This window comes from Pseudomonas sp. KH_040, from assembly GCF_057839305.1.
Genome location: NZ_CM174487.1, coordinates 5563840 through 5576875 on the forward strand (window position 1 = coordinate 5563840; position 13036 = coordinate 5576875).

A 13036-nucleotide genomic window follows, 5' to 3' on the forward strand; every position below is an offset into this window, starting at 1 on the left:
TCTATGTTGCCCGGCAACCCTAAATTCTCAGACTGACAGGTATTCGCTCTGATTTTTCATCAGAGCGAATGCTACCCGACAGAGCTTGCGAGCCAAGGCGACCAAGGCCTGAGTTTTCGAGAAACCTCTGGCCAGGTATGCCTCGTAAAACGGTTTCCATTTAGCCGAGCGACAGGCCGCCATGGCCGCGTTGTAAGCCAATCGACGAATTTCCGGATCCCCTTTTTTGGTCAGGTGCCGGGCACCGTTCTTCTTCCCGGAGTCATCGACCGTAAGGTCCATCCCCAGATACGCGATGAACGCGTCACCATTGGCAAAATCACCGCGTATGAAAGTCGTTGCCAAGCCGGTTGCGGTCAGTTCGCCTACGCCTTCGATGGCCTTGCAGCGGTCGATATTCTCTTCGATACCCGCCTCTTTGCTGACCTTGCGCAGCAGTTTCTGAATGGCCTGATCCGCTTGCTTGAAGGCTTTTTGCTGGGCGATCCGCACTTTTTTCAGCAAGGGTTCATTGGCCCAGCTCAGCATCAGACCGGTGTGGTTCTGGATCAGCGTTGCACGCCTATGGAGCAGGCTTTTCAGCGAGGTGTAGGCCTTGGGGGGCGGGCTCCAGATCCGCAGTCCGTCTTGTTCACTCGTCAAGTAACGCGCCAGCAAGCGCGCATCGCAGGGATCGTTCTTGGCTCGCTGGCCAACGCCGCGGCGATAGTGACTCACCCGATAAGCATCCACCACGTAGACCTGATGGCCCATTTCATGAGCCAGCTCGACCGTGTCCAGGTGGTAGATGTTGGTGGCTTCAACGGCAATAGCGCTTTGGGCGGGCAATGTTTTAAGCCAGCGTTTGAGCGCTGTTCGCTCGTTCTTGATGTGGTCAGTCGTTTGCTGGTCGGCGCGATAGACAACGATTTCAGCTTTGGCAATATCGACGCCAACCACCGCCTGCGAAGTAAGGATTGTCATGACGAATCCTCGGAGCTAGGGTTTAAGGGCTTGTTGGGGTTTACCCTTGCGCTGGCTTGCCTCTATCGTCGGTTTTACCGATGAATTCCTTATCGGCGCTTTGGGTAGAAGGGGCGGGACGAGAAGTCTCCCACGGTCCGTACTGGCAAGAGTCGGAATCGAGCTTTTAGTCCCGCCCACCCCTTCAAGTCTAAACATACAAGTGAGCCTGCTCGCGATGAGGCCATAACAGGCCAGACAAAAAAATGCCCGATCACTGGACCGGGCATTTTTTCATTCAGGCTAGCGCTTACGGATACTGCTGAACCGTACCCGGCTGCTGTTGCTGCTGACCACCATACTGCTGACCCGGGATCGCCTTCAGGTTGACTTCAACCCGACGGTTCTGCGCCCGGCCATTGACGTCACCGTTGCTGGCAATCGGGTTATCCGGACCGGCGCCACGGGCCGAGAGGTTGGCACCGCTGACACCTTGCGAGGTCAGATAGGTCGCCACGCTCTGCGCACGACGCTGCGACAGGTCCATGTTGTGCTGGCGGCTGCCGGTGCTGTCGGTGTAGCCAACAATTTCGATCTGGTTCTGGTTGAATTCTTTCAACGAGTTGGCCAGGTTGTTCAGCGGCTGGTAGAAGCTGGAAGCGATGTTCGCCGAGTCGGTAGCGAAGGTGATATTGCCCGGCATGATCAGCTTGATCTGATCGCCCTGACGCTGCACTTCAACACCGGTGTTGGCCATACTCGCGCGCAGTTTCTTTTCCTGCTGGTCGGCGTAGTAACCGTAACCGGCTGCGGAGGCACCCACCACAGCCGCACCGATCAGGGCACCTTTGCCGCGGTTGTTGTGGTCGATGGCGGCACCGGCGAGCGCACCGGCCAGAGCACCGAGGCCACCGTACTTGGCGGTTTTGCTCATGCCTTGCGAGCCACCGTCAGCCTGGCCCTGATTGTCATACGGGTTAGGCGAGGCACAGCCGGACAGCAAGGCCACGGCAGTAGCGACAATAATCAAACGACGCTTGGTGAACATGGAGAGCTCCTGGTTTTTCGCATTCTGTGGTGCAGCGGCCACTGGGTTAATGGACCTGCGCGGGCGTTTGATCATGACAATGCACAAAAATTCCGCCGGGCACTCGTGACAAAATATTTAGGCGCGCACAAACGGGTTTTCGCGCATCTCGTCCCCCAGACGCGTATCCGGCCCATGTCCGGTCACCACGATTGCGTCCTCGTCCAAGGTATATAGCCGCTGCTTGATCGAACGCACGATGGTCGCCTGATCGCCGCCCCACAAATCCGTACGCCCTACGCCGCGACGAAACAACGTGTCGCCGGCAATCAACAGCTTAGCCTCGGAAAACCAAAAGCTCATGGAACCGGGTGTATGACCTGGCGTATGCAGCGCCACGCCGCAGCCGCAGGCCAGCTCTTCGTCGTCGCTCAGCCAGCGATCCGGTGACGGCACGGGCACATACGGCACACCGAACATCTGGCATTGCATTTCCAGGTTGTCCCACAGGAATTGATCTTCCTTGTGCAGGTGCAGGGTCGCGCCGGTTTTTTCCTTCATTTGCCCGGAAGCGAGAAAGTGATCCAGATGCGCGTGGGTGTGAATGATGCTGACGACTTTCAGGCCCAGCGCATCAAGGCGCGCCATGATCAGATCAGGGTTGCCGCCGGGGTCGACGACGATGGCTTTCTTGGTCAACGGGTCGCCAATGATCGTGCAGTTGCACTGCAAAGGGCCGACGGGGAAGGTTTCGCGGATGAGAGAAGGCGTTACAACTGACATGAAAAATCCTCGACAGACGGCGGACAGCATTTTTTCAGGATTCTACTGCACGCGCCGATACAGAATGCCAGGCCAGTAATTTGACGCCACTAATCAGAAAATAGTGGCCCTATGATGTCAAATGTATAAATTCTGGTGCAAAATCGCGTTTTTTTTGTAGCGGCCGCATTCAGGAAGGGTCGCATAGCTCTCAGGAAATCCTATGCCAACGCCCAAGACGTATTCGATCAGTTTGCCCTCCACGCTGACGGGCAATGCCCTCGTCGACAGCCTCATCTCCGGCACCTATTGGCTGGGAGCCAACTGGAGTCCGACTGGGCCGACCAACCTGAGCTATAGCTTCATGGCACCGGTCACTTCGTATTTCGTGACCGATTACAGCCCCGACAACGAATACAACGCACTGTATGAGCTCACGGCCGGGCAAAAAACCGCAATCACCAGCGCGCTGGGCGCCTGGAGTGCCGTCGCCAACCTCAACTTCACGCTGACCACCGACACCCTTTTCAACGTCGGCGACATGCGTTTTGGCGGCTATCGCTTGATGGACGACAAGACCGCTGCGTGGGCTTACTTCCCGGCCAATACGCCAGTCGCCGGCGATGTCTGGATCGGTCCGCAGACCAATGATCCGAACCCGGGCAAAGGCACCTACGACTACATGACGTTCGTGCATGAAATCGGCCATGCGCTAGGACTCAAGCACCCGTTCGACGCCAGCTCGACCAACAAGACCCTGCTCGACCCGACGCTCGATGATGTTCACTTCACGGTGATGAGCTACAACAGCAATTATTCCTACCAGCCAACCACGCCAATGGTGCTGGACATCATCGCGATCCAGAGCCTGTATGGCGCCAACATGGCGTGGCAGGCCGGTGACACTGTTTACAAGTGGGCAGCCAACCAGTCGATTTTCGAGACCATCTGGGATGGCGGCGGCAACGACACCATCGATGGCAGCAACCAGCTCGCAGCCGTCAGCATCAACCTCAATGAAGGCGCTTACAGCCAGATCGGCAAGGCGTTCATCGATTACAACAACCAGACCGCGATCAATGACGGCCTGGCGATTGCCTACGGGGCGAAGATCGAGAACGCCATCGGTTCTGCGTTCAACGACATCCTCACCGGTAACGCGCTGAACAACACGCTTGATGGCGGCGCAGGTGCCGACACCATGTCCGGTGGCGATGGCGTCGACACGTACTACGTCGACAACGTCGGTGATGTGGTCATCGAAACCGATGCCTCGCTGACCGCCCTTGACCGCGTATTCGCGTCCATCGATTACACCCTCGGCAACAACGTCGAAAACCTGATCCTGACCGGCACTGGCAACCTCAACGGTACCGGCAACTCGGTCAATAACCGCATCACCGGTAACGATGGCAATAACATCCTTGATGGCCGCACAGGCGCTGACACATTGATTGGCGGCCTCGGCAACGACACCTATATCGTCGATAACGTCGGCGACACCATCGTGGAAACCAGCACCCTGGCCGGCGAGATCGACAGTGTCTGGTCGTCGGTCGACTTCACCTTGAGCGCCAACATAGAAGCCCTCTCGCTTTCCGGTACCGCCAATCTCAACGGCACCGGCAACAGCGGCGTTAACTACATCAATGGTAATTCGGGCAACAACATCCTCGATGGCGGCGCGGGTGCCGACGTCCTGAATGGCGGCTTGGGCAATGACACTTATATCGTCGACAACATCGGCGACACGGTGACTGAAAGCAGCACGCTGGCCAGCGAAATCGACACCGTGCGCGCGTCGGTGGACTGGACCCTGGGCGCCAACCTGGAAAACCTCGTGCTCACCGGCGATGCGATCAACGGCACCGGTAACGCGCTGGACAACACTCTGACCGGTAACGCTGCAGCCAACACCCTCAATGGCGGCGCAGGTGCCGACACCATGATCGGTGGTGATGGCGTCGACACCTACTACGTCGACAACGTCGGCGATGTAGTGATCGAAACCGATGCCTCGCTGACCGCACTCGACCGCGTGTTCTCGTCCATCGACTACACCCTCGGCGCCAACGTCGAAAACCTGATCCTGACCGGCACGGCCAACCTCAACGGCACCGGCAGCGCGGTCAGCAACCGCATCACCGGCAACGACGGCGATAACATTCTTGACGGCGGCCTCGGCGCCGACACGCTGATCGGTGGTCTGGGCAATGACACCTATATCGTCGACAACATCGGCGACACCGTCACCGAAACCAGCACCCTGGCGAACGAGATCGACACCGTCCGTGCATCGGTTGACTGGACACTCGGCGCCAACCTGGAAAACCTCGTGCTCACCGGCAACGCCGTCAACGGCACCGGTAACGCGCTGAACAACACGCTGACCGGCAACGCAGCGGCCAACACCCTCGATGGCGGCCTCGGCGCCGACACCATGATCGGCGGCGACGGTGTCGACACCTACTACGTCGACAACGTCGGTGACGTGGTCATCGAAGCCGATGCCTCGCTGACCGCGCTCGACCGCGTGTTCGCCTCCATCGACTACACCCTCGGCGCCAACGTCGAGAACCTGATCCTGATCGGCAACGCCGTCAACGGCACCGGCAATGAGCGGGATAACCGCATCACCGGCAACGCCCTGGCCAACACCCTCAATGGCGGCGCAGGTGCCGACACCATGATCGGCGGTGATGGCGTCGATACCTACTACGTCGACAACGTCGGCGATGTAGTGATCGAAACCGATGCCTCGCTGACCGCACTCGACCGCGTGTTCGCGTCCATCGACTACACCCTCGGCGCCAACGTCGAAAACCTGATCCTGACCGGCACGGCCAACCTCAATGGCACCGGCAGCGCGGTCAGCAACCGCATCACCGGCAACGACGGCGATAACATTCTTGACGGCGGCCTGGGTGCCGACACGCTGATCGGTGGCTTGGGCAACGACACTTACATCGTCGACAACATCGGCGACACCGTGAATGAAACCAGCACCCTGATCACCGAAATCGACACCGTGCGTTCTTCGCTGGACTGGACACTCGGCGCCAACCTGGAAAACCTCGTGCTCACCGGCAACGCCGTCAACGGCACCGGTAACGCGCTGAACAACACGCTGACCGGCAACGCAGCGGCCAACACCCTCGATGGCGGCCTCGGCGCCGACACCATGATCGGCGGCGACGGTGTCGACACCTACTACGTCGACAACGTCGGCGACGTGGTCATCGAAGCCGATGCCTCGCTGACCGCGCTCGACCGCGTGTTCGCCTCCATCGACTACACCCTCGGCGCCAACGTCGAGAACCTGATCCTGATCGGCAACGCCGTCAACGGCACCGGCAATGAGCGGGATAACCGCATCACCGGCAACGCCCTGGCCAACACCCTCAATGGCGGCGCAGGTGCCGACACCATGATCGGCGGTGATGGCGTCGATACCTACTACGTCGACAACGTCGGCGATGTAGTGATCGAAACCGATGCCTCGCTGACCGCACTCGACCGCGTGTTCGCGTCCATCGACTACACCCTCGGCGCCAACGTCGAAAACCTGATCCTGACCGGCACGGCCAACCTCAACGGTACCGGCAGCGCGGTCAGCAACCGCATCACCGGCAACGACGGCGATAACATTCTTGACGGCGGCCTGGGTGCCGACACGCTGATCGGCGGCTTGGGCAACGACACTTACATCGTCGACAACATCGGCGACACCGTGAATGAAACCAGCACCCTGATCACCGAAATCGACACCGTGCGTTCTTCGCTGGACTGGACACTCGGCGCCAACCTGGAAAACCTCGTGCTCACCGGCAACGCCGTCAACGGCACCGGTAACGCGCTGAACAACACGCTGACCGGCAACGCGGCGGCCAACACCCTCGATGGCGGCCTCGGCGCCGACACCATGATCGGCGGCGACGGTGTCGACACCTACTACGTTGACAACGTCGGCGACGTGGTCATCGAAACCGATGCCTCGCTGACCGCGCTCGACCGCGTGTTCGCCTCCATCGACTACACCCTCGGCGCCAACGTCGAAAACCTGATCCTCACCGGCAATGGCAACCTCAACGGCACCGGCAACGCGGTCAGCAACCGTATGACCGGTAACGCCGGTGACAACATTCTCGACGGCGGCGCCGGCATCGACACGCTGATTGGCGGCTTGGGCAACGACACTTATGTCGTCGACAACGCTGGCGACATCATCACCGAGACCAGCACCCTGGCGAACGAAATCGACACCGTCCGCGCGTCGGTTGACTGGACACTGGGCGCCAACCTGGAAAATCTGGTGCTGACCGGCAACGCCATCAACGGCACCGGCAACAGCCTGAACAACGTGCTCACCGGCAACGCCATGAACAACACCCTCAGCGGCGGTGCCGGTGACGACACCCTCGACGGCGGCCTCGGCGCCGACACCATGATCGGTGGCGACGGCGTTGATACCTACTACGTCGACAACGTCGGTGATGTGGTGACCGAAACCGACGCCTCGCTGACCGCACTCGACCGCGTGTTCGCGAGCATCGACTACACCCTCGGCGCCAACGTCGAAAACCTGATCCTGATCGGCAGCGCCAACCTCAACGGCACCGGCAACGCGGTCAACAACCGTATCACCGGCAACATCGGCAACAACATTCTCGACGGCGGCATGGGAGCCGACACCATGATCGGTGGCGCCGGCAACGACACCTACGTTGTGGATAACATCAACGATGTCGTGATCGAGCAGATCGGCGAAGGGCATGATCTGGTCAGAACCAGTATCAGCTACACCCTCGGCGCCAATGTCGAAGACTTGACGATGTTTGGCGACACGTGGGGTGCACTCACCGGCAATGCGCTGGACAACACCATCACAGGCAACTCCGCCACCAACTACATCGATGGCGGGCTAGGCGCAGACACCATGATTGGTGGAGCCGGGCATGACGTCTACAACGTGGATAACATCAACGACGTTATCGTTGAACTCGCGGATGAGGGGATTGATACCGTCAACACCAGCATCGACTACACACTGGCGGACAACGTCGAAGATGGTCAGATGATTGGCAGTGCCAACCTGAATCTGACAGGTAATGCCCTGGAAAACGTCTTGCACGGCAACGATGGCAACAACATCCTGTCGGGCGGTCTCGGCGCTGATCGCATGATTGGCGAGGGCGGCGACGATATCTTTATTGTGGATAACGTCAATGACCTCATCTTCGAGTTCCAGAATGGCGGTCACGACCTGATCCGCACTTCGGTCGACTACAACCTTTCGGATTACGTCGAGGACGGCACCCTGCTCGGCAGCGCAGACCTGACAATGTGGGGCAACAACCTCGATAACATTCTGACGGGTAACGCCGGCAACAACGTACTCGGCGGCAATGGCGGAACCGACAAACTGTTCGGTGGGGAAGGAAACGACACACTGTACGGTGGGTGGGGACATAGCACGTTGACGGGCGGTACCGGGGCTGACACCTTTGCCATCACTAACATGATCAATCTCGGAAAGGAATTCGGAACAAGCTCCTCGCAGAACGTCATTGCCGATTTCAACGCTCTGGAAGGTGACAAAATCGATTTCTCCAAATTCGACATTGACCCGATGACCCTCGGCTACCAACACTTGACGTTCATTGGCTCCAATGAATTCACCGGGCTGGGGCAACTGCGTTTTGCAGATAACGTCCTGTCGGGCAACCTGAGCGCAGACGCGGGGGGGCACTTCGAAGTGCAAGTGGTGGGCGTCAACTCGCTCAGTGCGAACGACGTCATCGTCTGATCCCTTAGCTGCCTGAAACATTCGAAGCTGGAAAATGAAAACACCCCGCCATCGCGGGGTGTTTTTTTGTCCACGTTTTTTATTTCCTAGGCCAACAGGCCCAGCTCTTTGGCCCGCGCGACCGCCTGCGTCCGCCGCTCAACCCCCAGCTTGCTGTTGATATGACTGGCGTGGGTTTTCACGGTGTGCAGCGAAATGAACAATTGCTCGCTGATTTCCTGGTTCGAACAACCCTGGGCAATCAACCGCAGTACGGCCAGTTCGCGACTGCTGAGCTGTTCGGTGACCGTGGACTCCGGCATCTGCCGGGGCGGCGCTGGCGGTAGATGCTCAAGCAATTGCTGGCCTGCCAGTCCGGGGAACGCCAGCAATTGCCCACGCAACCAGTCCGTGTGCTCCTTGGCCAATCCATCGAATGGCTGCAACACCCCGCCGGCCGCCAGCTCCAGCGCCTGGCTCAACGTCTTGCGTGCTTCCGGCTCGCGCCCGCCCGCCAGTAGCAACGCCACCTTTTGCGTCAACGCCATCACGCTGAGTAACTGGCGCCCGGTTTGCTGACCGTTTTCGTGCAGCACGTCCAGCCGCCCTTCGGCGAGCATCGGCTGGCCGCGCGTCATGTCGAGCAGCGCTTGTTGCAGCTCCACGTGCAATGGCAGTTGGGGGTGAAACTCCGGCGGCGCAGCGGCGCGCTCGCCGGTGTAGGTCTGGCCCAACCGCGCAAGCCACGCCTCGGCCAGATCGGTGCGGCCCTGCGCCAGCCACAACTCACATTTGACCAGCGTGATCATTGCCAGATAGTAGATCGGCGGCACGTCCCAGATGTGCATCAGGCGTTCGGCTTCGGCGAGCTCGGCAAAGGCCTTGGCGAACTCGCCGCTGCTGCCATCCAGACGCGCGATCACGCAATGGCCAATCAATACGCTGATGTCGCGACAGGCCCGTGCCTCGCCGATCCCGGCCAACAAGCGCACGCGTGCGGTCTGAGGCTGCAAGCGCATCGCCAACAGAAAACCCTCGTACAGGGTCAGCCGCGCGCGCACCGCATACAAACGTTGTGGCGACAGGCCGCGCAACCGTTCCAGCCCCTGATGGACTTCATCGAGAGCACGCAGGATTTCGCCGCGAGCCTGCAACACCCGCGCACGATCGTAGTGCGCCAGCGCTTCGAACAACGGATTGCCGACGCGCTGCGCCAACTCCAGCGACTCTCGGTTAAGGCCGCGGGCGCGCCACAGATCGCCGTCGGCAATGGCCAGATTGGACAGGGTCGATAAGCACATCAGCCGCTGGCCATAACGTTTGGCCGGCAGACTTTCCAGGGCTTCGCTGCAGTATCTGAGCGTCAGCTCACGATGGCCGCGGCCCCGGGCAATGATTCCGCTCAGTGCCAGCCATTGCGCCAGCATCGATTTTTGCGCGGTGGCGGAAGGTGCCGGCAGGAAGCGGCTCAAGTGGCTGGACAACTCTTCGGCGGCATCGAGCTGGCAGGCCAGCCCCAGCGCCCAACTGTAGAGAACGATCAGCCGCGGCGTGCTGATCAGCAGGCTGTCGGGCAAATCCATTTTCCAGCGCAGCAGCATGCCGACGTTTTGCTCGGCCAGCAGTTGCTCCTCCGAGAGGTTCTGCACCAGATTCGCGGCGACATCGAGGTGACCGGCGCGCAACGCCTGTTCAACCGCTTCATCCAGCAGACCCTGCGCGTTGAACCAGCGACAGGCGCGCAGGTGCAGCGTGGCCGTCGGCACCATCGCCTGAGCGATCGGCCGGCTGCGCAATAAATCAGAGAATAAATGGTGATAACGATACCAGTGCCCATGCTCATCCAGCGGCACCAGAAACACCTGATGCGCCAGCAGGAAACGCAGAATCTCGGCGCTGTCGTGGGCCTCACGAACGGCATCGCACAACTCACTGCAAAAACGCTCTTGCGGTGCGGTTTCATAGAGGAACGCCTGCACTTCGGCTGGCAGGCAATCGATGACTTCTTCCAGCAGGTAGTCGCGGATCAGCCCTTCCCCGCCGTTCAGCGCTTGTGGCAGCGCCGCATCGCTGCCGGCTTCGGACACCGCGAGCAGCCAGAAACGCAAACCGGCGACCCAGCCTTCGCTGCGCTGAATCAGGTTTTCCAGCGCTTCGCCGCGCAGCGAACTGCTATGACGATCAAGCAAGGTCAGCGCTTCGTCATGGGTCAGGCGCAGATCCTGCTCATGCAACTCCAGCAACTGCCGCGACAGACGCAAGCGCGCCAGATGCCAGTCCGGGCGCTGGCGACTGGTGACCATCACCAGCAAGCCATCAGGCAGATGATTAAGGAAAAACTGCAGGCAACGATCAAGCACCGGACCTTGCGCGAGATGGTAATCGTCGAGCACCAGCAGCAACGGCGCAGCAGGATCGAGGTGCAGCGCCAGCTCATCAAGCAGGCCGTCGAGCCATTCTTCAAAGGCAAAGGGCTGATGGCGTTGGCGCATTTTCAGCAGGCCGAGTGCGCGACTGCCCAGTTGCGGAAAATAGTCCTGCAAACCTTCGAGCAAACGTTCGAGAAAGCGACCGGGGTCATTGTCGCGAGGACTCAGGCCCAGCCAGAGGCTTTGCCAGTGCGCCGGCAGACTCTGACAGAACTCCACCGCCAGCGAACTCTTGCCGAACCCGGCGGGGGCGCTGACCAGCAACAGCCGCCCACCGAGCCCGGCCTGCAGGCGCTCGCAAAGGCGTGGTCGCAACACGTAGCCGTCGGGTAATGGCGGGCGAAAAAAACGCCCGTCCAGTGCCGCGACGGCAACGCTTGCGGGACCCGGAAGTGGGGACAGATCAGTCATGGCCGGCTCTTGTTCGAATTGCTGTTGGCGGCGTTGCAGATGTCCGCAGACTAGCCTTAAACGAACCGGTTATGAAGGTTGCTGCTACAAATGGCTACAAAAAGGCTACACCCTCCTGTGGCTCCCCCCCTGTAGGAGCTGCCGAAGGCTGCGATCTTTTGATCTGGCTTTGCCGTTGAAAAGTCAAAGTCAAAAGATCGCAGCCTTCGGCAGCTCCTACAAAAGCAAAAAAAAACGCCCCGAACCAGTCGGGGCGTTTTCACGAGGATGCGGCCTCGGGTTACAGCGGGTTAGCGGACGCCATCCTGACGCAGGGCGGCCGGGGTGAAGTCGCTGGTGGTGGCTGTGAAGCCGAAGTCGTACGCACTCTTCTCTTCGTTCTTCATGCCCAGTGCCAGATAGCGGCCGGACTGCAGGTCGTAAAGGGTTTCCAGGGCATACCACGGCACTTGCTTGTCGTAGTAGTTCTCGGCGTGTGCTTCAGCGACGCGCCACAGTTGGCCACGACCGTCGTAGTGGTCGATCACCGCAGCCTGCCAGGTGTCTTCATCGATGTAGAAGTCACGCTTGGCGTAGATGTGGCGCTGACCTTCCTTCAGGGTTGCTACCACATGCCAGACGCGACGCAGCTCGTAACGCGCCAGGTCCTGGTTGATGTGGCCGGCCTTGATGATGTCGGCGTACTTCAACTTCGGATCGTCGAGCTTGTAGCTGTCGGAGGCGATGTACATCTCTTTCTTGCCTTCGAGCTTCCAGTCGTAGCGATCCGGCGCACCGTTGAACATGTCGAGGTTGTCGGAAGTCCGCAGGCCATCCGCCGCAGTCCCCGGGCCGTCGTAGGACACTTGTGGCGCACGACGGACACGGCGCTGACCGGCGTTATAGACCCACGCCGAACGTGGCTCTTTCACCTGGTCGAGGGTTTCGTGCACCAGCAGCACACCACCGGCCAGACGTGCCGGCGCGGTCACTTTCTGCTTGAAGTAGAACAGGATGTTGCCCGGGTTCGCCGGATCGTAGTCCTTCATCTTGTCGCGGAACACGAACTGATCCTGGAAGTACACCAGGCTGTACGAGCCGTTCGGTTGCGGCGTGGCCTGGGTCACCAGACGGGTCACGCTGCCGCCGCGATAACGGGTGATGTGGTTCCAGATGACTTCCACACCGGTTTTCGGAATCGGGAAAGGCACCGCGGTATCGAAGTTTTCCAGACCGTTGCCGCCGGACACCAGGTTGGTGGTGGTAGCGTTTTTCTTGATGGCGGCGAATACGTCATCCGGCACGGTCGCACCGCGATGGGACGGATAGACCGGCATCTTGAAGGTTTCAGGGTAGCGCTTGAACATCGCGTACTGACCTGGCGCCAGTTTGTCCTTGTACTTGTCGACGTCTTTCGCGGTGATGGTGAACAGCGGTTGCTCACTGGCGTATGGGTTGGACAGGAACCCCTTGCTATCGACCGAGCCGGCGTTCTTCGGCAGCGGCTTCCACGCCGGGATCGAACCGTCGGCGTTACCGGCCATTTCGGCGCCCATCGGCGTCAGGCTCTTGCCCAGTTTGTCGGCTTCGGCAGCAGGCACGGCGGCCATGACGCCGGTCGCCAGCAGCGACAGGCCCAGAACACCGGCGTGGAACAGACTCTTTGTTATTTTCATAAATTCGTTCGTCCTGAATGCAGTG

6 protein-coding genes are annotated in these 13036 nt (G+C 59.9%); 1 reads left to right on the forward strand and 5 read right to left on the reverse strand.

From position 1 onward, the window contains the following. Positions 1–27: 27 nt before the first annotated feature. The 3 genes from AC3IUF_RS24710 to AC3IUF_RS24720 all read right to left on the reverse strand — a co-directional run bounded on the left by AC3IUF_RS24710 (position 28) and on the right by AC3IUF_RS24720 (position 2752). Positions 28–963, reverse strand: coding sequence for an IS110 family transposase (locus AC3IUF_RS24710; protein ID WP_123376408.1), 936 nt, complete (start codon positions 961–963; stop codon positions 28–30). A 289-nt stretch (positions 964–1252) separates the two neighbouring features. Continuing rightward, positions 1253–1990 (reverse strand): YiaD family glycine zipper/OmpA-like lipoprotein, encoded by a 738-nt coding sequence (locus AC3IUF_RS24715; protein ID WP_007917058.1) that lies wholly within the window; start codon positions 1988–1990, stop codon positions 1253–1255. Between the two features lie 117 nt (positions 1991–2107). After that, positions 2108–2752 carry an MBL fold metallo-hydrolase gene (locus tag AC3IUF_RS24720; protein ID WP_007917060.1) on the reverse strand — a complete coding sequence of 215 codons (645 nt, stop codon included), beginning with the start codon at positions 2750–2752 and terminating at the stop codon, positions 2108–2110. 202 nt (positions 2753–2954) lie between these two features. Between AC3IUF_RS24720 and AC3IUF_RS24725 the strand changes: the two genes are divergently transcribed. Continuing rightward, positions 2955–8537 carry a matrixin family metalloprotease gene (locus AC3IUF_RS24725; protein WP_489279564.1) on the forward strand — a complete coding sequence of 1861 codons (5583 nt, stop codon included), beginning with the start codon at positions 2955–2957 and terminating at the stop codon, positions 8535–8537. Positions 8538–8623: 86 nt separating this feature from the next. On the opposite strand, the gene AC3IUF_RS24730 is transcribed toward AC3IUF_RS24725, so the two are convergent. Together AC3IUF_RS24730 and AC3IUF_RS24735 are read right to left on the reverse strand one after the other, a co-directional pair. After that, positions 8624–11356, reverse strand: a complete 2733-nt coding sequence (locus AC3IUF_RS24730) for a winged helix-turn-helix domain-containing protein (RefSeq protein WP_489279565.1) — start codon at positions 11354–11356, stop codon at positions 8624–8626. Between the two features lie 290 nt (positions 11357–11646). Then, positions 11647–13011 carry a DUF1329 domain-containing protein gene (locus AC3IUF_RS24735; protein ID WP_007912796.1) on the reverse strand — a complete coding sequence of 455 codons (1365 nt, stop codon included), beginning with the start codon at positions 13009–13011 and terminating at the stop codon, positions 11647–11649. Positions 13012–13036 lie beyond the last annotated feature (25 nt).

Coding starts and splice junctions, on each gene's coding strand:
- AC3IUF_RS24710 (WP_123376408.1), bottom strand. CDS start 963: ATGACAATCCTTACTTCGCAGGCGGTGGTTGGCGTCGATATTGCCAAA.
- AC3IUF_RS24715 (WP_007917058.1), bottom strand. CDS start 1,990: ATGTTCACCAAGCGTCGTTTGATTATTGTCGCTACTGCCGTGGCCTTG.
- AC3IUF_RS24720 (WP_007917060.1), bottom strand. CDS start 2,752: ATGTCAGTTGTAACGCCTTCTCTCATCCGCGAAACCTTCCCCGTCGGC.
- AC3IUF_RS24725 (WP_489279564.1), top strand. CDS start 2,955: ATGCCAACGCCCAAGACGTATTCGATCAGTTTGCCCTCCACGCTGACG.
- AC3IUF_RS24730 (WP_489279565.1), bottom strand. CDS start 11,356: ATGACTGATCTGTCCCCACTTCCGGGTCCCGCAAGCGTTGCCGTCGCG.
- AC3IUF_RS24735 (WP_007912796.1), bottom strand. CDS start 13,011: ATGAAAATAACAAAGAGTCTGTTCCACGCCGGTGTTCTGGGCCTGTCG.